This window comes from Kribbella turkmenica (genome assembly GCF_004348725.1).
GTDB lineage: Bacteria > Actinomycetota > Actinomycetes > Propionibacteriales > Kribbellaceae > Kribbella > Kribbella turkmenica.
In genome coordinates this window covers 1-22067 of the sequence record NZ_SMKR01000130.1, presented here as the reverse complement: position 1 = coordinate 22067, position 22067 = coordinate 1, and the positions used below count along the sequence as shown (strand labels likewise).

The window sequence follows — 22067 nt, the reverse complement described above, 5'->3', positions numbered from 1 at the left end:
TCTGCGCGCGGACGACCGGGTGTTCCGGATGGATCGCATCACGGCGGCCGAGCCGTCCCCGCACCGGCCGCGGCCGCGACAGGCACCGGAACCGATCGTCGACGGCCACGAACTGAGGCTGCCGGCGTCCGCGCTGGGTTCCGAGAACCTGCGTCCGAACTCCGACAGAGGAACTCCGACATAGGGCTGTCGCCGACGACCGGGACAGTGGATTCGACCCGCCGCCCCGGCGGGTGATCCGAGCACAAGGAGATGGACCCATGACCAACCCGGCTCCCGGCGCCCTGGCCTGGTTCGAGGTCGCCACCAGCGACCCCGACGGCGCGCAGAAGTTCTACGGCAGCCTGTTCGACTGGACCTTCGAGGCCGACGGCCCGGCGGCGTCCGGCGGCCTGGATTACCGCAACATCACCGCCTCCGGAGCAGGCGCTCCGATGGGCGGCATCGCCGGCACCGACGGGCAGACGCCTGGCCACTCGGTGTTCTACATCCTGGTCGCCGATGTCGAGGCCACCTGCGCCGACGCCACCCAACTCGGCGGGTCGGTCGTCAGCAAGCACTTGGAGACCGCGCCCGGCGCGCCGACGTTCGCGTACCTGCGCGACCCGGCGGGCAACATGTTCGGTGTCTTCACTCCACCAGCGGCCTGATGCCCGCGAACGACCGCTCGCCGTCCCCGCCGGAGCCGTCCGGCGGGGACGCCCGCGACCTCTACGAGGAGCTCACCGACGACCTGCTCTACGACCCGGCGATCGGCCGGGCCACGATGATGGGCTACCCGTGTGTCCGCCTGGCCGGACGGTTCCTCGCCACCTACGACGACAAGGCGGGCGGTCTGGTGGTGAAGTTGCCGCGCGAGCGCGTGGGTGAACTGGTCGCGGCGGGCACCGGCGAGCCGTTCGCTCCCGCCGGCAGGGTGTTCCGCGAATGGGTCGCCATCACCACGGTCGATCCCCAGTTGTGGCGCACCGTGCTCGCCGAGTCCGTCGAGTTCGCCCGGAAGTCACTCCTGGCCGACAGCTGAGTCCGTGTGGTCTGATGCGAATCGGGAGCAGGTGTCCATCTGATGCCGGTGGCATTCGTAGTGAGGGTGAGAGCGGGAGCAGAGGCCCCGCGGTACGGGAGGGACCCCACGATGACGTACTACCTGTTGCGGCCGGGCCGAGCAGTCCAGGGCCCGCCGATGTCGGACGAGCAGATGCAGCAGCACGTGCGGGCGATCCGGCGGCTGGAAGAGGAGATGAAGTCCGCCGGCGCCTGGGTCTTCGGCGGGCGGTTGCACGATCCGTCGACCGCCACGGTCGTCCAGGCCGACGCGAACGACGTACTGACCACCGACGGTCCGTTCGCCGAGACGAAGGACCACCTCGGCGGTTTCTACTTGATCCGGGCGAGCGATCTGGACGGCGCGCTCAACTGGGCAGGCCAGGTGAGTGCGCTGATCGGGGCCTCGATCGAGGTCCGGCCGTTCGTCGACGAGCTGACGTCCTAGGGCGCCCACGGTGGCCGACCGCGTGACGATCGGCCGGGTCTTCCGCGCGGAGTCCGGCCGGTCGGTCGCCGCCCTGGTCGCGATGTTCGGCGACCTCGACCTGGCCGAGGACGCGGTCCAGGACGCCTTCGCCGTCGCGCTCCGGCGGTGGCCGGACGACGGCCTGCCACCGAACCCCGGCGCCTGGATCACCGCCACCGCCCGGAACCGCGCGATCGACAAGGTACGACGTGATGCCCGAGGCAACGAACTCCTCAGGACGGTGGCGATGGAACACCGGGAGGGCGACACCATGCCCGACGACCGTCTGCGGCTGATCTTCACCTGCTGTCATCCGTCGCTCGCGCCGCAGAGCCAGGTCGAGCTGACTCTGCGGCTGGTGTGCGGACTCTCGACCGCCGAGGTCGCCAGGGCGTTCCTCACCACCGAACCGACGATGGCGAAGCGCCTCGTCCGCACCAAGCACAAGATCAAGGCGGCCAACATCCCGTATCGCACTCCGAGCGACACCGAGCTGCCCGATCGACTGCGCTCGGTCCTGACCGCCGTCTACCTGACCTACACCACAGGACACGGTCAGGCCGGCTCCTTCCCCGACCTGACCGAAGAAGGCATCCGGCTGGGCAGGACGCTGCGGTTGCTGATGCCCGACGAGCCCGAGGTCGCCGGGCTGCTCGCTCTCATGCTGCTCACCCAGGCGCGACGCCGCGGCCGCACCGACGCTCACGGCGAACTCGTGCTGCTGCGCGACCAGGACCGCAGCCTGTGGGACCCCGAGCTGATCCACGAAGGTCACCGCATGGTCCGCTGGTGCCTGCGGCGCAACGAGCCCGGCCGCTTCCAGCTCGAGGCAGCGATCGCCGCCGTACACGCCGACGCAAGCACGTTCCAGGACACCGACTGGGGTCAGATCGTTGCCCTCTACGACCAATTGCTGACCGTCGCCCCGACTCCGGTGGTCGCCCTCAACCGAGCCGTGGCCGTCGCCGAGGTCCATGGCGCTGACGAGGGACTCGCCGAGCTCGACCGTCTCGCCCTCACCAGGTACTACGCGTTTCACGCGGCCCGCGCCGAGCTCCTCGACCGCGTGGGATCCGCCGAAGACGCACAACATGCCTTCCGGACCGCCGTTGCGCTGGCCCCCGACGGTCCGGAACGCCGCTACCTCACCCGGCGGCTGGCACAGGTGACGTCGTCGGCTCGGCCTCCGTCAGCTCGGCCGAACCGTCGAGCAGGCGCATGAACGGCAGGGAGGCCAGCGCGACCGCGATACCACCCATGATCAGGGCGGCTGCGAGCAGCGCGTGCGGTGCGGAGACGGTGTGCATGAGCCGACCGAAGCCGAGTGCGGCCAGCGCACCGACCAGGGAACCGTAGGCGGCCCCCAGACTGCCCACGCGGCCCAGGAGCTGCTGCGGCGTACGGCTGTAGAAGGCGGTGTACGGGACAGCGAACATCACGCTCAGCACGGATCCGGCCAGGAAGCTGACTCCGATCGCCAGGACCGAGCCCGGCTGGAGGAAGAACAGCCCCAGCAGAGCCGACGCGTACAGACCTGTCGCACCGACCAGCCAGGTCCGCTGCGGCAGCTTCTCCGCCAGCGCGGCGAACGTGACGCCTCCGACCATGCCGCCGACCGCACCCGCGCCCAGGAAGATGCCGAGGGCCCGCGAGTCCTGCTGGGCGAAGACGAACCACGCCGGGAAGATCAGCGCCGGGATCGGCACGAGGACAGCGCCCATCAGTGGCCCGACCAACTGCATCTTGCCGAGGAACGGCTCCTGCACGAGAAACCGCACCGCCTGGCGCAGATCGCGGTAGGCCTGCCGCGGTGTCATCGGCTGGTCGTGTGTGACGACCCGCTTCCGCAGCCGGGACGCCAGCACGATGCTGATGAGGAAGAGCGCGCTGGTCGCCACCAGCGTATTGGCTTCGCCGAACGCCGCGATCAGCACGCCGGCCGTGACCGGCCCGACGAACGTCGCCACGCCTTGGAGCGTCTGTGTCAGGCCCATCGCGCGGGTCATCGGCACGCCTTCCTCGTCGGCCGCCGCAGGGACCGTGCTGACCTTGGCGATGTGGCCCGGTGCGTCGAAGAAGACACCGAGCACCTGGGTGATGGCAACGAGCCAGAGCGAGAAGGAGTCGAGCCACAGCGCCACGGCGAGCGTCAGCGCGGTGACCAGGCTGAGGCTGTCGGCCAGGATGGAGACGCGCCGGCCGCCGATCCGGTCGGTCACCAAACCGCCGGTCAAGGTGCCGGCAAGCGCCGCGATGCCCATGACGAACGCTATGGTGCCGGCGCTCGCCGCACTGCCCGTACGGGTCAGGACCAGCCACGGGACGACCAGTGCGATCACCTGGTTGGCGTACGTGGAGGCGGACTGCGCCGACAGCGCGGCCAACAGCTGCCGAGCCTGCAGAAGCGTCCTCATTCCCTGGTTCATGGTCACAGTCCGTTCGGGTCGGTGGATGCCCACTCCCGGGCAGCCGCTCACCCCATCGACGAACCCGGAGTTCCCGATCCGACAGCGATCTCCGGAATCGCCGGGGTTCGAGGGCGCCGGTTGAGTGGCCCGCGCGATCGGCGAGAGACTCGACCATGGAAGAAGAACCATGGACCTGCGGTCTGGGACTGGCGAGCCGGTCCACGTTGCCTGGCACGTTCGGCCGGTTGCTCGCCGCGTCGGCACGGATTCTCGAGAATCACATGCGAGCCCTTGACCCCGCCGACGCTGACGCGAGACTCGAGCTCGACGCGTACGCCGCACTGGTGACGAGGCAGCGTGACGTCGCCGAGCAGCTGTCGGGCATCTCGGACCAGATGGCCGGCCACCGGACGCTGCCGATGGCACCTCATGACGAGGCCGCGATGTCGGACTCGGCAGCTCTCACCGCGTTCGCGGAGTTCGTCCGGCTGGAGCAGGAAGTCGTCACGTTGCTGCAGGGACTGCTGCAGGAGGACGAGCAGATGCTGCAGGAGATGACCGAGACCGGGTGACCGCGTTCCCCCGGGCGTGGGTGGCGGCTCCCGCGTCCGAGTGATCACCGCGCGGTAGCAGCCATCGTCTGAACCGGCGGAATCAGACACGCCGAGGTGCGAGGTGCGGAATCACCGTGAGCCTCACTTCGGTGCCGACGAGAAGTCGGCGCGCGATGCTCCGGATTGATTGCCGATGGAGGTGCACGTCGTGGAAGTTCCTCCAGCAACCTTTCAGCCTGGGCGGGAGATCTCCTCCACGGCTTCGCCGGTCTTGGCGGGGACGGCGCGCGCGACGTCCGCTTGGGCGAGCATGCCGACCAGCGTGTGGCCGTCGATGACCGGTAGGCGCCGTACCTGGTGATCCTCCATGGTCCGCAGCGCCTCTTCGATGCTGTCGTCCGCGCCGATCGTGACCGGCTTGCCCTGAGCGAACGACCCCGCGGTCACCTGGGATGGGTCGCCCCCGTCGGCGATGCACTTCACCACGATGTCGCGATCGGTCAGCATGCCCTTCAACCGGTTGTCCTCGCCACAGATCGGCAGCGCCCCCACGTCGAGATCCCGCATCGTGCGGGCGGCCTCGACCAGAGTGTCGTTCTCACCGGCACACTCCGCGCCAGGAGTCATCAGGTCCCGTGCGGTCGTCATCGTGATCACCTCTCCATCCGCCGCGAAGCCGGGGCGGTGCCCATTCGTCCGGCTCGAAAACCTCGGCAGGACCAGGCGCACGACCTACTCTTCGTGAATTCCGGACCACAGTAGGTAGCCTGGAAGCAGGAACCTGTCAGGCAGATGCAGGGCGGCCTTCCCGGGCAGGAAGTGAGTGATGTCGGGCCAGCCTGTACGGACCCCGATCCGTGTGGCATTCAGCGTCTGCGGTCTCGGACTGATCGCAGCGGCGATCACGATCGCCCTTCGTCACGGCGGCGACTCGCTGTCGCTGGCCGCCCTGCTCACCGGCGTCCTCCTGATCGTGATCGGCGGGACCGGGCGACTGCCGGAAGAGATCGGGTTGCAGCGGATCTCCTTCGACCGGCCGGAGCGCGGATCGTCGTACCACCGCGCGATGATCGACGTCGTCCAGCACGAGCTGCCCACCCTGTCGGCCACCGCGGCCGAGCAGGACAGCCTCGTCGTCCGCGGCTACTGGCTGGACGAGCTGGAGGTGCCGATCGTGATCATCTGGGCACCCGACGACACGCACGAACTCGACCAGGAGGCGTTGCAGACCGCCCTGCAGCAAGCCGCGGCCGCCGGCGGGATCGTTCTGCTCACGAACGTCGAGGACATCCAGCAGGTACGGTCGATCCTCCGCTCCCGCCACGGTGACCGGGCGACCGTCGTCCGCTGGCGGTCCCACCGCGACAACGAGTCCCTCCGCCGAGCGGCCCAATCCCTCGGCAGCGCCTTCCGCCACAAACGCAAAGCGCGAAACCGCTGACGCCAGCCGTCGGCACACGTTGCCTAGCTCACAGGAGGTGCCGCGAATGCACGTCTTCGCGGGTGGGTACCTGGCGGCCACGCGATGAGGGGTCACGAATTGTCGCGGGCTGTCGGCGGCGGGACCGCCGCCGACCGCTGGTCATTGGTAGCGCGGGTCGGTGGAGTGCAGCGAGAACCACGGGCCGGGTCTCCCCGCCCGCGCTACCAGCCGAAAATGATGCGGCGGCTCGCGTTGCGTGTGTCGTCCTGACGAGGACAGGCAGCAAACGGAGCGTCGCTGGAATCAAGAGGTGTTCAGCGAGCGACCGCATCACCGGGCCATCGGTGTTCGTGGATCCGGGATCCGTTCACCTCCTTGTCGTCTCAGGCCTGTCGCACGCGATGCGTCCCGGAGGATCTCGCCCCCGGCCTTGCGGACGGCTCGCCGGCGCGGGTGCGCTGAAGCAGTGGCCGGATCGCCGTGGCCACCTGCGCGGCGGGCCGCAGCTCCATCCCCGGTCTGGTGGAGCCGGCTTCCGGCGCGGTGGCTGGCACGGCGACTCCCAGCAGTCGGCGATCAGCGCGTCGAACTCGTCCCGCACCAGGCCGTCGTCGCCGATCCAGAGATCGACGAACGCGTCCTCGGCCGTCCTCCGTTCGATCGTGGTCATCGGATCACCCCTGGAGAGGGCAGTGCCGCCGGAGTCAGGCGTCGATCTGCCGTTGCCCGCTGTCGGAGTTCGCGATCTCGATCTTGCGCGGCTTGGCCTGCTCGGCGACCGGGATCCTCAGCGTCAGTACGCCGGACTCGTAGCTCGCCTGGATGTTGGCGGCGTCCAGCGTGTCACCGAGGAACAGCTGCCGGGAGAAGACCCCGAGCGGACGCTCCGCGACCTGCATCTCGACACCCTCGCCGCGTTCGAGCGGCCGGCGTTCGGCCCGCACCGTGAGAACGTTGCGTTCCACGTCCAGGTCGATCGCGTCCGGCGAGATGCCGGGAAGATCGAAGGCGACGACGTACCAGTCACCCTGCCGGTAGGCGTCCATCGGCATCGCGGTCGGCCGTGACCACGTGCCCGGCGCCTGGTTGCCGATGAACTGCTGGGCGAAGCGGTCGAACTCCCGGAACGGGTCGGTGCGCATCAACATCGTCCTGCACCTCCTTGAAACCTCGACTCCAAGGTCATGTCAATACGCACTTCCCATATAACATGTCAACGGATCGATGACAAGACCCACTGTCATCCAATCGCTGACGTTGAAAGTCAGAGGCACGGCGTCCGGCCGGCGTCGTACCGCGAGCCGGAGTGCCGACGTCATCGAACTCTCATGCTCAGTTGCGGGCTGTGCACCTCACGCGCTGGTAGCGTCGCGGCACACAAGGGGCGGCGACAAGGTGAACAGCATGGAAATGGTGGGGACTCGCAGGGTACTGCTCGCGGTGTGCGCCGCGATCATGGTGCTCCATGTCGTGGCGGTCGGGGTGCGAACCATCGCTCGGCCGACCAGTGGCGCTCTGCCCGACGTGCTGGCACTGCTGAACGCAGCACAGGAGCGGTCACTGGCGAGCTGGTGGACCTCGGCGTTGCTGGTGGCGTGCTGCCTGGTGGCGACGGCTGCGAGCCTGCTCGCCAGCGGAGGCATGGCGCGCGGCTGGGTCACCTGGGCCTGGCTCGTGCTCGCGGTCGTGTTCGCGGTGCTCTCGCTCGACGAGGTGGTCTCGCTGCACGAACGCGGCGCCGAATGGACCGCGTCCGTGTTCGAGACCAGCTCGCTGCTCGGGCGCCTCGGGTGGACCATCCCGGCCACCGCGATTCTCGTGCTGTCGCTCGCCGTGCTGGTCCCCGCCTTCCGGGCGCTCCCGTCCCGGCCGAGGCTCCTCATCCTCGCCGGCCTCACCACCTCGATCGGTGGCGCGCTGGGCATGGAGGTCGTGAACGTCCTGCTGACCGATGCGGGCGCCCGGTACCTCTGGCGGCACACGGCGATGGCGGTCGAGGAGGCGGCGGAGATGACCGGCGTCGTGATCGTGCTGCTCGGCCTGCTGACCGCCGTCCAGGTACGCCGCGCCGACCGCCAGTTCACGGTCACCTACGACATCGCCACCTAGATTCGCCGGCGGGGTCCGCGCGCGTTCGAGTGTGCGGACCGAAACCTCGTACCGGGACCTTCGGTGAGGTCAGGCGGGTGAGCCGGCGCGGGTCGCGTTGGCCTCGACCGCGGCCGCCAGCCACTCGGGTGCGCCCGGACGGGTCTTCTCCTCGAGCGGGCCGCGATACCGCGGATCGAACAGGAACAGCTCGCTCTTGCGGACCTGGAGATCGTGGGTCATCGGGTAGTACCAGCGGCAGACGTGCTGTCGTTGCGCCTCGGCCACGTCCATGGCCGCCGGGTCGGTGGGCTCGGTGCCGGCCTCCATCAACTCCCGGATCCGCGCCTCGATCCCGGCGTACTCGCGGTTGATCTGCTCCCACTCGGCCTCGCCGTAGGTGGCGACCCGGCGCGCGGTCTGCGCGTAGGCGCCGGACCCGCCCCACCGGTCGGCGACCTCGTCGAGGTACTCCGTCTCGCGGGCGGCGAACTCGCCCCACACCCGCTTCTTCTCGCCGGCCGACATCGGCGACCGCAGGCTCCGTCTCGTCATGCGCGCCACGCTACGAGTTGCCGCCGCGTCAACTGCAACCACGTTTGCGCACCCTGTTGCCGGACTGCCTCTGCTGTCCGCCAGCGCTCGGGAGGGGGGAACGCCGGATGACGGCAGGCCAGGGATCGACATGCCCGGGGCGACGAGCACGCTCACGGTTCGGCCGCCTTCCCCGGCACCGGTTCAGCGTGATGCGGGTTGTGCGCTGGCTTGCGCCGGTCCTGATCGGTCTCGTGATCGCTTGGGCCGGGGTGAACGACAAGGGCCGGGTGATCGTGGCAGCGACCAGCCTGCTCGCGCTCTGGATCGTCCCTGCCCTCATCACCGCCGTCTCCAGCGCCGCCGGAACCCGCGTCTACGCGCGCGATCCGTCCGCGCTGCTGGACGACGCCCAACGCGTCTTCACCACTACGACCACGACACCGAGCACCGCCGTACCACCTCTCCTCGTCGCCGTCGCAGTCGCAACCACCGGCCTACTCATCCGCCGTCAGCTGGCGGCTCCGGACAGCCGGAAGCAGGCCAGATAGCGCTCGAATCCGGCGCGATCGCCCTCCAGGCTGACCAGTCCCTCCCCGAGCGCCGCGTCCAGGTCCAGGCGATCGAAGAGCAGCTTGGCCAGGACCTCCGGTGTCGTGGTCACCACCGCGGCCGCGGCCGCAGCCAAGGACTCGACCACGACGACGTCGAGCTGCTCCGTCTCGATCCGCGCCAGGACGTTCCGCTCGGCGAGGCGGAAGCCGATGCGCAGTACGACGCCCTCGGCAGCCTCGAGCCGGAACATCGTCCGCATCGACAGCACAACCGACGTACAGCTGAGCGGCGACTCGGTGTCGAAGTCGGACGAGCGGGCGGCCCAGGCTCCCAGTTGAAGGATGACCGGCTCGAGCTCCGCGCCCCACCCGGTCAGCTCGTAGACCCACGACGCCGCGGGCGGGGGAAGCCGGCGACGGCGAACGACGCCCGCCTCCTCGAGGTCGGTCAGTCGCTGGGTGAGGACGTTGCTGCTGATGCCCGGCAGGTCGGCGCGAAGGTCCGCGAACCGCCTCGGCTCAAGCAGCAGTTCGCGGACCACGTGCAGCGCCCACCGGTCGCCCACGACGTTCAACCCCTGCGCCAGGCCGCAGGAGTCGTCGTACCGACGCTTGCTCGTCATGACCCCCATCGTAGCAAACTGGTTCGAAATTCGCACTGAATGGTTGTTATTTCTAACCAGGATCCGTAGGGTCCGAGGCGACAGGTGGTCATCGAGCGAAAGGAGATCCGTTGTGAGGACCTTGACGGTCGACGTGATCAGCAGTCTGGACGGGTTCGGGGCGGCTGAGGGATGGCCCGGCTACTGGGGGAAGGAGGGGCCGGAGGTGACGGCGTGGTTCGAGGAGAAGCTGGCCGAGGACCATGCGATCGTGATGGGCGCGAACACCTTCCGGGAGATGTCGCGCATCGTGACCGAACTGGAGGACCCGACGTTCGCCCGCATGGCCGAGGTGCCGAAGTACGTGTTCTCGAAGACGTTGGAGCCACCGCTGGCGTGGGCGAACACCGAGGTGATCGCCGAGGACGCAGTCACGGTGATCCGCCGGTTGAAGGCCGAGGGCTCAGTGCCGCTGCGCACGATGGGCAGCATGTCGCTCAGCAAGGCTCTCGTGCGCGCTGGACTCGTCGACACCCTCCAGATCGTGCTGTTCCCGGTGATCACCGGCCAGACCGGCCTCTCCCCGATCTTCACCGACTGGCCGGACCTGGACCTCGAACTGGTCACCGCCCGCACGTTCGACGGCCGCATGCAACTGCTCGAGTACGTGCCAACGCCACACTGATCAGTCGGCATAGGTGGAGGGCCGCGGGACGGGCGGGCGAAGGCGGCCGTGGGGGCGGCCGTGGGGGCCGGCGCGGACGGCCAGCGAGCGGCGGATCGCGCGGCGGCGCGAGCGTGGGTCTGGCCGTCTCGCCGCCGGCTCAGGGGACCGGTGGTGGTGCATTTCGGCCTTGGCGGCTGCTGGAGTAGGCGCGTTCGCGGAGCTCGCGGAGCCAACGCGGCGCCGGCAGGGCGTCGGGCGGGTGATTGAGGATCGGGTCGAAGACCAGTCCGCTGCCGTCGATGCGTTCGTGCAGGGTCAGCCGACCGACGGGGCGCCAGTTCGCCGGTTCGTCGCCGAGGTGGAGGATGAAGCTGGATGGGTGCTCCGGATCCCGGACGGAAGCGTGGCCGACCGGACCGCCGGCCGGGATCAGCATGAGCCACCACCAGCGGCCGGCCGCTTCGTACGGCGCCAGCGTCCCGTAGTGGGCGGTGGCCCAGTCCGCCGCCGGCGTCGGGAACCAGCGCGTCCACACACCCTCGCCCGCACTGGAGAACAGGAAGTCACAGGACGGATCGAGCCGCAGCGCCACCCCGAGGACGTCAGGCCATCGGCCAGGTGTCCCGGCACCCTTCGACAGTCGCACCGTCGCGACGTGATCGCCCTCGGAGATCAACGGGTTCAGCTGATCGACCAGGAGCCGTGCGGTGAAGGTGATGCCGCGCGGGTGCACGGCCGGGGCGCGCCGCAGCTGCGCCAACCCACGGAAGAACGCCGAGAATCCCTGACTCGGCGCATCCGTGAGCCGCCTGACCAGACCCGGCGCTTCGGGATTCACGATTCGTGCCGGTGACTGATCGGGCCCCGGCTGAGCAACTCGGACACCTCACCCACCACCGTGCGACGTCGCAGTACGGCGGTGGCGCCGGCGGCGGCGTGGCTCATCCCCTCGACGGTTTCCCGCAGTACGCCCATGGCGTCGACCGTCGGGGACCAACCGAGCTCACGCCTGGCCCGCGAACTGTCCAACGGCGGAACGGCGCATCCCATGTCCAGCCACCCCGGTCCGACCGGCTGCAGGCGCGCCTGCCAGGTAGCCAGCATCAGTGCGCGAAGCACCGGGGCGGGCGTCTTGATCCACCGTGCACCGAGAGCCTCGGCGATCATCGCCGCGGTGACCGGCGTCGGTGCCGCCAGGTTGAACGCTCCAGCTGCCCGCTGCTGCAGCACCCGGACGATCGCGTCCGCGACGTTGTCGGCATGCACCATCGCCACCGTCAGGCCATCCGGCAGGGGTATGACCGGCACCGCATTCACCGTTCTGGCCGGCAGCAGCACCGGCAACGCGTAACGCAGCAGGGCACTGCCCGCCGCGCGCTGCCCGATGATCCCGGGTCGCAGGCGGGCCACCGCCGTGCCGTGGACCGACTGTTCGAAACTGTCGAGCAATTTCTCGGCAGCCGCCTTGTGACTGCTGTACGACGAACTGGGTATGCCGCCCACCGGCCAATCCTCGGTGACCGGGTTGTCGTCGCGCTTGGGTGAGTAGGCGCCGACGGACGACATGTGCACCAGGTGTCCGACGCCAGTCGCCACACACGCGTCGAGAATCCGTTGCGTACCGCCGACGCCGACAGACTCCAGGTAGCGCACGTCGTGCGACGGCTGGAACGCCCACGCCAGGTGCACCACCGCATCGGCGCCGCGGATCACCTCTTGCAGCGCAGGTTCGCAGTCGGGCCGGGACAGATCGATCGAGACCCACTCCCTCGTCGCGGCGCGGTTGGGCACCCGCCGGACGACGGCGACGATGTCGTGCTCGCCCGCGGCTTGGAGACGACGGCTCAAGGCGCTGCCGACATTGCCGCTGGCGCCGGTGATGACAACTCGCACACGCGAGCGGTACCCCGGTTGCCGGGCTCTATTCCCGGCGCGGCAGGCGCGGCCCTTCATCAGGTGCCGTCCCACTGTGGACCATGGGCGCCGGATCAGGCCCGGTCGGCGGCCAGCTCCTGGGCGATGTGTTCGCCGATCAGCAGGCAGGCGGTGGCCGCCGGCGACGGGGCGTTCAGGACGTGCAACGTCCGGCCGTCGCGGACGAACAGGAAGTCGTCCACGAGCTTGCCGTCACGGGTGACCGCTTGCGCGCGCACTCCGGCGCCGGAGCGCCGTACGTCCGCGACCCGGAGCTCGGGCAGCATCCGCTGGGCCTCGCGGACCAGCGCCCGGCCGGTGAGCGAACGCCAGACTTCCTTGGCCCCGGTCCGGCCGTACCGCCGGGCGAGCCGCCACGAGCCCCGGTAGGCAAGGGATTCCCAGAGATCACGGGCAACGACCTTCCGCCAGGAGTAGCCCTCCCGGGCCAGCGCCGGTACGGCGTTCGGCCCGACATGGACGGTGTCGTCGATGCCACGGGTCAGGTGGACGCCGAGGAACGGCAGGTCCGGGTCGGGCACCGGGTACACCAGACCCTTCACCAGGAAGTCCCGCTCGGGGACGATCTCGCTGAACTCGCCGCGGAACGGGAGGATGCGGACTCCGGGTTCCAGACCCGAGGCGCGGGCGAGCCGGTCGCTGTGCAGGCCCGCACAGGCGGCGACCCGGTGGGCCTCGATCACCTCGTCCGTCGTCCGCACCCGGACGGTCCGGCCGGCGTTCTCGATCGACGTGACCGTCACCCCGGTACGGATCTCGCCGCCGGCCGCACGGACGTCGTCGGCCAGCGCGGCGGCCACCAGCGTGAAGTCCACCCGGCCGGTGGAGTCGACGGCCAGGGCACCCTTCACCCGCAGGTGCGGCTCGCGCTCAGCGACCTCTCCCGAGGTCAGCCGGCGGACCGGGACACCGTTCTCCCGGCCGATGCCGAACAGGCGGTCCAGCTGCGGCAACTCGGACTCGGTGGTCGCGACCACGAGCTTCCCCGGCACGTCGACCGGGATGCCCTTCTCCTCGCAGTACTCCTTCAGCGCCGCTCCCCCCGCGACGGCCAGCCGGGCTTTCAGCGACCCGGGCTTGTAGTACAGGCCGGAGTGGATCACCCCGGAGTTGTGGCCGGTCTGGTGCGCAGCGACCGACTGTTCCTTGTCCAGGACGACGACCGGCGTCCCGGGGTCGAGGCGCTGCAACGCCCTCGCCACCGCCAGACCGACGATGCCACCGCCCACCACGACCGCAGATCCCATCGACCTCTCCCTGTACCGGCAACCTGTCCAAGAGAGCCGGAAGGGATGGCCGGAAATACAGCTACTGTCTGGGCATGACCGAACTCGTGGTGGATGCCCCGATCACCGCCGTCACCGTCTACCCCGACCGCGCGCGGATCACCCGGCGCGGCACGGTCAGCGTGCCCGCCGGCGACCGGACGGTGTACGTCGAGCCGCTGCCGACCGCTCTCGAGGAGGACTCGATCCGGGTCGCCGGTCGTGGGCCGGCCACCGTGCTCGGCGTCGACCTGGCCCTGCGGCATCATCCGCAGGCTCCCGACGAGACCGTCGCCCAGCTCGAGCGACAGCGCCGCGAGGCCGAGGCCGAGGTCGCCGAGCTGTCGGACGCCGACGACGTCCAGGCGCAGCTGGACACGTTCCTGGCGCAGTTGGCCCGGCGGGCCGGCGGCAGCTTCGCCCGGACGCTGGCCTCGGCCGAGCCGGGGGCCGAGCTCGGCGGCTTCACCGAGTCGCTCGCCGCCCGGTTGACCGCCGTACGGGCGAAGCGCAGAGAGCTGGCCGGCCAGCGACGCGAGGCCGAGGAACGCCTGGCCGCCGCCGATCGCCGGCTGGCCGAGGTCGGCCGGCAACGCAAGCCGGACCGGCGTTCGGCTGCCGTCGCGCTGGCGCTGGAGACCGCGGCCGAGGTCGAGATCGAGCTCTCGTACGTCGTCCCGCACGCCGGCTGGACCAGCTCGTACGACGTTCGCCTCGAAGGCGACCGGCTCACGCTGAACTGGTACGGCCTGATCACCCAACGGACCGGAGAGAACTGGCCCGAGTGCGACCTCACGCTGTCGACGGCCCGGCCCACGGTGACGGCCAAGGTGCCCGAGCTCGACCCCTGGTACCTCGACCGCTTCCGCCCACCGGTGCCGTTGGCGGCCGCACCGGCCGGTGGGATGCGTGGTCTCCAGTCCAGCAAGGATGACTTCGCAGTGCAGACCCAGGCGGCCGCGATGCCGGAGTTCGCCGCCCTGGAGGCGAGCGTCGAGCAGGGCGTCACGGCCGCGGCCTACACGCCTCCCCGGCCGGTCGCCGTCCCGGCGGACGGTGCCTCGCACCGGGCAACGATCGCCGCGATCGACCTCGATGCCGAGCTGGACTACGTCACCGCGCCGGTCCGCTCCACCGACGTCCACCTGCGCGCGACGGTGGTGAACTCGTCCACCCACACTCTGCCCGCCGGGAAGGCCGCGGTCTTTCACGAGGCGGACTTCGTCGGCTCGGCCGCGCTCCCGCTGTGGGCGCCCGGCGAGGACGTCGAGCTCGCACTCGGCCTCGACGACCGGATCCGCGTCGAGCGGAAACTCGTCCGCCGGACCGCGACCAAGGCGACGCTCGGTTCGACGCGCCGACGTGAGGTCGAGTACGAGACCAAGGTCGAGAACCACACGCCGCGCAAGGCCCGGATCACCGTCCTCGACCAACTGCCGGTGGCGCGGGACCACGAGATCACTGTCAAACCGGTCACCACCGCGCCGGAGCCGGCCGAGACGACCGGCCTCGGCGTGGTCACCTGGAAGCTCGACCTGGCCGCCGGCGAAGCGACCGCGATCAAGCTCGCCTTCCGCGTCGAGACTGCCAAGTCCGTCGAACTCACCGGCTGGCGCCAGTAGCCGGTCGGGGCGCCTCCCGGTCGACGACCTTCCTACCCATCCGCCGCGATGCCGGCTGCCTGGGCGGCCATTGTCTTCAGCCTGAGGTTGAGTTCGGTCAGCTCTGCCCGGTACGGGGTGATCGTCTGTTGCTGGAGTGACGGGAGGCGAGCGTCGAGGCGGTCGAAGAGGCCTGTACTCGTGCCGCACTCGGCGAACGCGATCGCGAACGCGGACTCCTGTGGGCTGGGACGGTACGGGCGGGCCGGGATCGCCGGAAGCACCTCGGCGCCGCCGGTCAGTGTTCGGGCCGGCGAGACGACAGGTGCGGTGTTGGCGCCGAGCCGGATGCCGAACTGCGTAACGTTCTTGCCGGCGTCGTACCGGACCCCAGTGGGCAGCGGGTAGCCCTTGGCGCCGAGGCAGGAGACCAGACCGTCGCTTTCCTCCTGCAGGACTGCCTTGACCCGAACGCCGAGTTCGTGACCGAGGCGGTTGCCGATCTCGGTGTACCTGTCCCGCACCTGAGCGACCTCGGCCGGATCACCCAGCTTCGCGCGGGCGGCGGTCTCACATCGCTCGACGGCCGCGTAGTACGCCTGGCCGGTTCGCCGGAGCTGCGCCGGTTGTGCCGGGATCGCCGTACCGAAGCCGTTCCTGCGCGCCTCGTCGACGGTCCGGGGCTTGACCGGCTTCTCGGCCAGCCAGCCGAACAGGTCCCGTGGCGGCGTCGACGATCCCGGCGAGTAGCCCGCCTGGGTGATGCAGCGGTGGAACAGCGCGTGGCCGGCCTGCTCGACGCGCGTCAGCTCGTGCCGCAGGAACAGTTCGAACCCGCCGCCCTCGGGCTGCCGTGCGTCGGCCTGCGCCTTGCAGCCGGCGGTCCCCAGCAATCCGGCCACCGCCAAGCCGGCGGCGAGAATCCTGCTGAACATGATGTGGTTTCCCTTCGAGCGGGGGCGGGACGGCCGCACGGGGTGGCCGTCCCGCCCTGGAGCCGTGGACGTCAGCAGCGCCAGTGCCGCGCGTTCTCGTCGTTCAGGTCGGACGCGAAGTTCACCCAGTTGCTGGACCGGAGGAACAGCCACGAGTCGTTCACGACGTCACCCGACTCCTGGACCCAGACCCCGCACTCGGTGTCGCGGTTCTTGAGCGCGCTGGCGTTGTGGTAGAACCGCACGCCGTTGTGGAAGTTGCCGGCCGAGCTGTGCTCGGCGTTGTAGAAGAAGTGCCGCTGGCCGCCGACACCGTTGGCGTGCTCGGAGAAGCAGATCTCCCCGGAGTTGCAGGCCAGCTGGCCGTCACCACGGTCGGCGTTGGCAACTCCCGCGAGGCCGACGGTCAGTACGGCGGTCGCCCCCAGCATCCCGGCGAGCCTGGTCGTCATGCGCATTCGTCTCTCCCCACTCTGTCCGGGCCGCGGCCCGGGCCCGGCGCCTCCGCCGAGCAGCACCAGTGCAGCCGAGCGGACTTACAACGGGATGAACGACCGCTGTTCGCCGACTTCACGCGCCAGCGAGTCGGCGCTTTCGGCCGCGGTCCGGGCGCCGGTCGTGTCCCCGGTCGCCAGCAGGCTGACCCGCAGGCTGCGAAGACTGCGCTCGTGCCACAGCCGGACGCCGAGCTCGCGCCAGATCCGGACCGCGTCCCGCAGGTACCGGGCGGCCAGGTGGTGCCGCGCGCGGCGTTGCTGGACGATGCCGATGTCGTGCAGCGCTCTCGCCTCACCGTGGCGGTCCCGGTAGGTCCGGAATCCGGCGAGGCTGTCCTCGAAGAGCTTCCGGGCGTCCACGCACCGGCCGAGCGCCAGGCAGAGTCGGCCGAGGTCACCGAGCACGAAAGCCGCGTTGTGGGTGTCCCCCAGCGCCTCGAACGTCGCTCGCGACTCGATCAGGCGGGTCTCCGCGTCGACGTAGCGTCCGTCGTACCGGTCGCACACGCCGATCCATCGCAGCGCCAGCGCGAGGTTGCGTCGATCGGCATGCGCACGGAATGCGGTCAGTGCTGAGGTGAGGTGCGCGCGGGCGTCGCCTTGGCGCCTCAGGTCCAGGTACGCGGCGCCGACGTTGAGCCGCGCCAACGCCACGCCGTGGTCGTCGCCGAGTTCGCCGTACCGGAGCTGGGCCTCGTCGAAGCTGGACAGCGCGCAGTGCGGCCGGCCGAGCGCGCGATACGTCATCCCGGTCTGCAGCCGGACCTCGGCCTCGCCGACCCCGTCGGGAGCGGCCAGGAAGGCGCTGCTCGCCTGGTCGAGCAGTTCCAGCGAACCGGCGAAGTCGTCGTGGATCCGGGCCAGCTCGGCGAGCTTGACCGACATCCACCCGATGCCCCGGTCGTCCCCGAGCCGGCGGGCGGCGGCGAGCGCGGCTTCGTGCGTACGTCGCCAGTCGTCGTACTGCGCGCGGGTGTCGAGGAACGGCGTCAGCGTCGACGCGAGCGCGCAGGCCGCGTCCGCGAGACCGGCGTCGGCCGCCTGCCGGACGATCGAGACCAGCACCGTCCGTTCGGTCTCGAGCCACCCCAGTGGATCCGCGGGCGGGAGAAGCTTCCCGTGGTCGTCGAGGGCAGCCGGCCGGCTCGGGCCGAACTCGAGCCCGCGGATCGCCGCGATCGTGCGTGCCAACGCGGCGCTGCTCGCGCGCTCGAGCACCCCGGCGCTGTGCGGCTCCTCGTCCTGCGCCCGTTCTCCGGCGTACAACCGGACCAGGTCGTGCAGCCGGTAACGCGGCGGCCCGTCCGCCTGGACCAGTTCGAGCAGTTGCGCGTCTACCAACTGGTCGAGGATGTGTTCGCTGTCCCGGGTCGCCTGGTCGAGGACCGACGCGGCCAGCCAGGCCGGGACCTGTGGAGTGTCGAGCAGGCCGAGGCGGCGGAACGCCTTCCGGGCGGCGGGTCTCAGATCCTGCATGCTCGACGCGAGACTGGCGCGGACGGCGAGGTCGCCGAGCCGGAGCTCGTCGAGCCGGCGGCACTCGTCGGCCAGGCGGGACTCCAGCTGACCGAGCGCCCAGTCGGGCCGGATGGCGAGGCGGGCGGCCGCGATCCTGACCGCGAGCGGAAGCAGCCCGCACAGTTCGACGATCCCCGCGGCCGCGCGGGGTTCCGCCGCGACCCGCTCCCGCCCGGCGACCCGGGCCAGGAGCTCGAGCGCCTGCTCCTGGTCGAAGCGCTCGAGGTCGATCAGCCTAGAACCCTCCAGCCCGCCGAGCGGCGTCCGGCTGGTGATCAGGACCAGGCAACCGCGAGCGGCCGGGATGAGCCGGCGTACCTGCTCCTCGCTGTTCGCGTTGTCCAGAAGGACGAGGATGCGCGAGTCCGCGAGCAGACTCCGGAACAGGGTGGCACGCTCCTCCGTCCGGTCCGGGATCGCCTCGGCTGCGGTGCCGAGCGCGCGAAGGAACCCAGCGAGCACGTCTCCCGCGTCGAGTGCGACGGCTTCGGCGCCGCGCAGGTCGACGTACAACTGACCGTCCGGATAGGCGCCGCGCAGGCGGTGCGCGGCGCAGATCGCGAGCGCGGTCTTGCCGATGCCGGCCGGTCCGGAGATCGCGAGCACCGGCGTGACGCCGGCGTCCGTCCCGGCCGGTCCGGCATCGTGGGCGGCCAGGTCCTGGATCAGTGCCAACTGTTTGTCACGACCGGTGAAGTCGGCGATCGCGGCGGGCAGCTGAGCGGGCGCGGTCGTCCGGTTGCCCGGATGGGGGTCGACGCGGTCCCGGGTTCTTTCCGGCGTCGGAGCCAGCGCCGGGTCCGCGGCCAGCACGGCGGCGTGCAGCTCGGCGAGCCGCGGACCCGGTTCGACACCGAGCTCGTCCACCAATGCGGTGCGGGTCCGCCGGTAGACCTCGAGCGCGGACGCCTGCTGACCGGCCCGGTACAGCGCGATCATCAGCTGTTCCTGCAGCCGTTCGCGGAGCGGGTGCTGGGCCGCGAGATCGCGCAACTCGGCGATCATCGCACTGCCGCGGCCGGCCGCCAGTTCGGCGGCGCAGAGGTCCTCGAACGCCACCAGCCGGCGCTCGGTCAGCCGGTCCGCCTCGGCCCGCAGCAGCTCGACGTGGTCGAGCCCGGCGTACGCGGGTCCCTCCCACAACTCCAGCGCTTCCCGGATCGTCGCGGCCGCGCGCTCGTCGTCGCCTGCCCGCGCCGACGCGCCGGCCTCGTCCAGCAGCGACTCGAAGGTCTCCGCGTCGAGCTCACCAGGCTGCAGCCGGAGCCGGTACGTCGCATGCTCGCAGGCGATCCTGGCCGGGTCACCGAGCAACCGCCGCAGCCGATGGACGTGCACGTGGAGCCGCTGACGTGCGTTCCGCACCGGTTTGTCGCCCCAGAGCGCGTCGATCAGCTCGTCGAACGGCACCGGCGCGTCGGGCCGCGCCAGCAGGCAGCCGAGCAGCACGCGCAAGGTCGGCGCCGTTGGCGACGGCGCCCCGCTGACCCGTAGTTGAATCGGCCCCAGCACAAAGAACCGCACAGGTTCTCCCCCCGACTCCTCGACCGCTGCAGGCATCGACGTGTCTTTGGGCAGGAATGTTAACCAATCAGGGGTTCACTGCGTATCGGCCAGATCACAGTGAGCAACCGGGCGTGACCGGTTTGATCCTTCAAATGGGCGTGCATCGCGGTGCCGGCTGGGTACCGGCGCGGTGGGTTCCGCCACCCGGCAGATCGGAGACGCAGTCAACGCAGCCCAGGAGGTCGTGATGCCAGGGAAGTCGGCGAACGTGAAGAACGAGAAGCAGTACGAGGCGCTCAAGGACAAGGGAATGTCCAAGGAGCGCGCCGCCCGGATCGCCAACGCGCCGAAGTCGAGCGAGCACGGCGGCAAGCAGAGCGGCAAGGGTGCCAGCAGCAAGCAGGGCGGCACCACCGCGCAGAAGAAGGAAGCCGGCAGCAAGGGCGGCAAGGCCGCCGCAAAGAAGAACTGAGGCCTGGGGCCGCCTCACGCCGAGGCGGCCCCGGTCGGTTGGCCGGCGGGTGGTGCGGCGCGACCGCACCTGGTCGGCCCTAGGTCTCCCTGAACAGGTCGACGAAGTTCTTGATGCTGGGCAGCTGGCGGGGGTCGATGGTGTGGCCTCCGGCGAACGACAGGTGGTGGACGTCGGCGGACCTGTGGCGGAGCTGGTCGGTCAGCCGGCTGGTCTGGTCGGCAGTGGCCATCGGGTCGGTGGTGCCGTTGACGATCAGGACTCGCTTGCCGGTGAGGGCCCGGTCCTCGGGTTCGTCGGCGGCGAACGGCACCATGGCGGCCAGCAGTACGGCGCCGGCCAGCGACTCGGGATGGCGCAGGAGCAGCGCGGACGCCATGTTCGCGCCGTTGGAGAAGCCGACGGCCAGCCAGGAACCGGCGGGTACGTCGTACTTGTGCTCGGCGGCCTCCAGGAACGCAGCCAGCTCGTCGGCGCGGAGCCGGAGATCGTCCTCGTCGAAGACCCCCTCGCGCACCCGGCGGAAGAACCTGGCCATCCCCTGCTCCGACACAGTCCCCCGAGGTGACAGCACCGGTGCGTCGGGGGCCAGGTGCTGCCGCAGGACGAGCAGGTCGTGCTCGTCGCCGCCGGTGCCGTGCAGCAACAGCAGCGGTGGTGACGACGTGCCCGGCTGCCAGACGTGCGGGCGCTGCAGCGGGTCCTCGCTCATCGGTCGATCTCGTCCGGCGGCGGTGGCACCCGCAGCGACGGCAACGAGGCCTGGATCTGCTCGCGGTTCGGCTCGAGCCACGGCGGGAGTTTCAGGTGCTGCCCGAGTTCCAGCAGTGGTTCGTCGACGGTGAACCCCGGCTGGTCGGTCGCGATCTCGAGCAGGACCCCGCCCGGTTCGCGGAAGTAGATCGAGGTGAAGTACTGCCGGTCGAGGATCTCGGTGACCTGGACACCGGCCTCGATCAGTTCCATCCGCCACTTCGCCTGGGTCTCGCCGTCGGGTGCCCGGAAGGCAATGTGGTGGACGGTTCCGGCCGCCTGGAGGCCGCGGGACTTCCGGCTGGCCTGGACGTCGACCGCCGTACCCTCGGCTCCCCCGGACATCACGAACCGGGACCCGTCGGCCGTGTCCTGCCCGTGCTGCATGCCCAGCATGCCCGCGAGCATCTCGGCGGTCGGGCCGAGCACCTGCTCGGTCATGGTGACCGAGAATAGGCCGCGGATCGCGTTGTCGTACGAGATGGCGGCCACGCCGTCCCACCCGGACCGGGAGTCGCCGTCGGACGCGACCAGCTCGATCACCAGGCCGTCGGGATCACGCAGCCGCAGGACGTCCTCCTCGGGGCGAGACGTCGGCTCGTCCGCGTCGACACCGAGGCGCTGCAGCCGTTTCTGCCACCAGCCGAGCGACTCCGGCGGGACGCTGAAGGCGGTGGCCGTTGTCAGCCCCGTCCCCTGCCGGCCGTACGGCGCACCCGGCCACGGGAAGAACGTCAGCAGCGTCGACGGGCGGCCGGACGAGTCACCGTAGTACAGGTGATAGGTGTCCGGAGCGTCGAAGTTCACGGTCCGCTTGACCAGGCGCAGCCCCAGCACCGTGGTGTAGAAGTCGACGTTGCGCTGCGGATCCTCCGCAATCGCGGTGACATGGTGCAGTCCGTGTGGTGCGACCGAGGCAACCATCGCTCATCCCCTCCCAGTCCGCGGAGCCGGGACGACGGCCGCCCCTCCTCGACAGTACGACCGGACGCCGCCGGCCACCACGGGCCGCGGCCGGGATCAGAGGACGTAGAAGCCGGTGACCGCCGTCGGGAGGATGCCGGTGACGAGCCAGAGCGACAGCAGCGAACGCCGGAAGATCAGCAGGATGCCGGCCACGGTGAGCAGGCCGATGACACCGGACATCAACCACAGGCCGACGCCCTTGCCGTAGTCGGTGTCCGCGACGCCGATGCTGTAGACGGCCAGGGTGACGGCCGGGACGCTGCCGACGTGGAAGAG

General features: G+C 70.3%; 25 protein-coding genes. 11 read left to right on the top strand and 14 right to left on the bottom strand.

The features are described from left to right. Nucleotides 1–260 precede the first annotated feature (260 nt). The 4 genes from E1218_RS25795 (at nt 261) to E1218_RS25780 (ending at nt 2735) form a co-directional block, all read left to right on the top strand. The gene (locus tag E1218_RS25795) at nt 261–650 is read left to right on the top strand and encodes a VOC family protein (RefSeq protein ID WP_132324531.1); all 390 of its coding nucleotides are present in this window, start codon (nt 261–263) and stop codon (nt 648–650) included. Further along, nucleotides 650–1024, top strand: coding sequence for a hypothetical protein (locus E1218_RS25790; RefSeq protein WP_132324529.1), 375 nt, complete (start codon nt 650–652; stop codon nt 1022–1024). Before E1218_RS25795 ends, E1218_RS25790 begins: the two co-directional genes overlap by 1 nt. 111 nt (nt 1025–1135) lie before the next feature. Next, nucleotides 1136–1492 carry a YciI family protein gene (locus E1218_RS25785; RefSeq protein ID WP_132324528.1) on the top strand — a complete coding sequence of 119 codons (357 nt, stop codon included), beginning with the start codon at nt 1136–1138 and terminating at the stop codon, nt 1490–1492. Between the two features lie 10 nt (nt 1493–1502). Beyond that, the gene (locus tag E1218_RS25780; protein WP_233712468.1) at nt 1503–2735 is read left to right on the top strand and encodes an RNA polymerase sigma factor; all 1233 of its coding nucleotides are present in this window, start codon (nt 1503–1505) and stop codon (nt 2733–2735) included. Here E1218_RS25780 and E1218_RS25775 read toward each other — a convergent pair. Beyond that, on the bottom strand, nt 2659–3927 hold the full coding sequence (locus E1218_RS25775) for an MFS transporter (protein ID WP_165949427.1): 1269 nt from the start codon (nt 3925–3927) through the stop codon (nt 2659–2661). The two genes, E1218_RS25780 and E1218_RS25775, sit on opposite strands and share 77 nt — an antisense overlap. 167 nt (nt 3928–4094) lie before the next feature. Between E1218_RS25775 and E1218_RS25770 the strand changes: the two genes are divergently transcribed. Further along, the gene (locus E1218_RS25770) at nt 4095–4493 is read left to right on the top strand and encodes a hypothetical protein (RefSeq protein ID WP_132324524.1); all 399 of its coding nucleotides are present in this window, start codon (nt 4095–4097) and stop codon (nt 4491–4493) included. A 213-nt stretch (nt 4494–4706) separates the two neighbouring features. Here the strand turns inward: E1218_RS25770 and E1218_RS25765 are convergent, their stop codons facing one another. Continuing rightward, nucleotides 4707–5123 carry a CBS domain-containing protein gene (locus E1218_RS25765; protein WP_132324522.1) on the bottom strand — a complete coding sequence of 139 codons (417 nt, stop codon included), beginning with the start codon at nt 5121–5123 and terminating at the stop codon, nt 4707–4709. Nucleotides 5124–5334: 211 nt separating this feature from the next. Between E1218_RS25765 and E1218_RS25760 the strand changes: the two genes are divergently transcribed. Next, the gene (locus E1218_RS25760; protein ID WP_165949426.1) at nt 5335–5916 is read left to right on the top strand and encodes a hypothetical protein; all 582 of its coding nucleotides are present in this window, start codon (nt 5335–5337) and stop codon (nt 5914–5916) included. A 686-nt stretch (nt 5917–6602) separates the two neighbouring features. Here E1218_RS25760 and E1218_RS25755 read toward each other — a convergent pair. After that, complete coding sequence (locus E1218_RS25755; protein WP_132324518.1) at nt 6603–7046, bottom strand: Hsp20/alpha crystallin family protein; 444 nt, start codon at nt 7044–7046, stop codon at nt 6603–6605. Between the two features lie 256 nt (nt 7047–7302). Between E1218_RS25755 and E1218_RS25750 the strand changes: the two genes are divergently transcribed. After that, the gene (locus tag E1218_RS25750) at nt 7303–8007 is read left to right on the top strand and encodes a hypothetical protein (protein ID WP_132324516.1); all 705 of its coding nucleotides are present in this window, start codon (nt 7303–7305) and stop codon (nt 8005–8007) included. Nucleotides 8008–8076: 69 nt separating this feature from the next. Here E1218_RS25750 and E1218_RS25745 read toward each other — a convergent pair whose 3' ends face one another. Next, on the bottom strand, nt 8077–8541 hold the full coding sequence (locus E1218_RS25745) for a TipAS antibiotic-recognition domain-containing protein (protein WP_165949425.1): 465 nt from the start codon (nt 8539–8541) through the stop codon (nt 8077–8079). Nucleotides 8542–8732: 191 nt separating this feature from the next. Between E1218_RS25745 and E1218_RS25740 the strand changes: the two genes are divergently transcribed. Next, nucleotides 8733–9071, top strand: a complete 339-nt coding sequence (locus E1218_RS25740) for a hypothetical protein (protein ID WP_165949424.1) — start codon at nt 8733–8735, stop codon at nt 9069–9071. Here the strand turns inward: E1218_RS25740 and E1218_RS25735 are convergent. Further along, nucleotides 9032–9697: a winged helix-turn-helix transcriptional regulator gene (locus E1218_RS25735; RefSeq protein ID WP_165949423.1), complete on the bottom strand. Its 666-nt coding sequence runs from the start codon at nt 9695–9697 to the stop codon at nt 9032–9034. The two genes, E1218_RS25740 and E1218_RS25735, sit on opposite strands and share 40 nt — an antisense overlap. A gap of 112 nt (nt 9698–9809) precedes the next feature. On the opposite strand from E1218_RS25735, the gene E1218_RS25730 reads away from it, so the two are divergent. After that, a complete protein-coding gene (locus E1218_RS25730) occupies nt 9810–10361 on the top strand; it encodes a dihydrofolate reductase family protein (RefSeq protein ID WP_132324508.1) in 552 nt (183 codons plus the stop codon). A 139-nt stretch (nt 10362–10500) separates the two neighbouring features. Here the strand turns inward: E1218_RS25730 and E1218_RS25725 are convergent, their stop codons facing one another. From E1218_RS25725 to lhgO, 3 genes are all read right to left on the bottom strand, one after another. Next, the gene (locus E1218_RS25725; protein ID WP_132324506.1) at nt 10501–11181 is read right to left on the bottom strand and encodes a hypothetical protein; all 681 of its coding nucleotides are present in this window, start codon (nt 11179–11181) and stop codon (nt 10501–10503) included. Continuing rightward, nucleotides 11178–12236, bottom strand: coding sequence for an NAD-dependent epimerase/dehydratase family protein (locus tag E1218_RS25720; RefSeq protein ID WP_132324504.1), 1059 nt, complete (start codon nt 12234–12236; stop codon nt 11178–11180). The genes E1218_RS25725 and E1218_RS25720 overlap by 4 nt, the downstream gene beginning before the upstream one ends. Before the next feature lie 95 nt (nt 12237–12331). Beyond that, nucleotides 12332–13525: an L-2-hydroxyglutarate oxidase gene (gene lhgO, locus E1218_RS25715; protein ID WP_132324502.1), complete on the bottom strand. Its 1194-nt coding sequence runs from the start codon at nt 13523–13525 to the stop codon at nt 12332–12334. A gap of 74 nt (nt 13526–13599) precedes the next feature. Here lhgO and E1218_RS25710 point away from each other — a divergent pair, with 74 nt between their 5' ends. Next, a complete protein-coding gene (locus E1218_RS25710) occupies nt 13600–15165 on the top strand; it encodes a mucoidy inhibitor MuiA family protein (RefSeq protein WP_132324500.1) in 1566 nt (521 codons plus the stop codon). 32 nt (nt 15166–15197) lie between these two features. On the opposite strand, the gene E1218_RS25705 is transcribed toward E1218_RS25710, so the two are convergent. From E1218_RS25705 to E1218_RS25695, 3 genes are all read right to left on the bottom strand, one after another. Then, a complete protein-coding gene (locus E1218_RS25705; protein ID WP_132324498.1) occupies nt 15198–16079 on the bottom strand; it encodes a hypothetical protein in 882 nt (293 codons plus the stop codon). Between the two features lie 71 nt (nt 16080–16150). Then, entirely contained in the window at nt 16151–16531 is a 381-nt protein-coding gene (locus E1218_RS25700; protein WP_165949422.1) for a hypothetical protein, read from the bottom strand. An 84-nt stretch (nt 16532–16615) separates the two neighbouring features. Continuing rightward, a complete protein-coding gene (locus E1218_RS25695; RefSeq protein ID WP_165949421.1) occupies nt 16616–19618 on the bottom strand; it encodes an AfsR/SARP family transcriptional regulator in 3003 nt (1000 codons plus the stop codon). Between the two features lie 229 nt (nt 19619–19847). Between E1218_RS25695 and E1218_RS25690 the strand changes: the two genes are divergently transcribed. Further along, nucleotides 19848–20072 (top strand): DUF7218 family protein, encoded by a 225-nt coding sequence (locus E1218_RS25690; protein ID WP_132324492.1) that lies wholly within the window; start codon nt 19848–19850, stop codon nt 20070–20072. Between the two features lie 79 nt (nt 20073–20151). Here E1218_RS25690 and E1218_RS25685 read toward each other — a convergent pair whose 3' ends face one another. The 3 genes from E1218_RS25685 to E1218_RS36240 all read right to left on the bottom strand — a co-directional run. Next, nucleotides 20152–20784 carry an alpha/beta hydrolase gene (locus E1218_RS25685; RefSeq protein ID WP_132324490.1) on the bottom strand — a complete coding sequence of 211 codons (633 nt, stop codon included), beginning with the start codon at nt 20782–20784 and terminating at the stop codon, nt 20152–20154. Further along, complete coding sequence (locus tag E1218_RS25680; RefSeq protein WP_132324488.1) at nt 20781–21749, bottom strand: ring-cleaving dioxygenase; 969 nt, start codon at nt 21747–21749, stop codon at nt 20781–20783. Before E1218_RS25680 ends, E1218_RS25685 begins: the two co-directional genes overlap by 4 nt. 96 nt (nt 21750–21845) lie before the next feature. After that, the coding region (locus E1218_RS36240) for a hypothetical protein (protein WP_165949420.1) at nt 21846–22067 on the bottom strand (222 nt) is incomplete at its 5' end.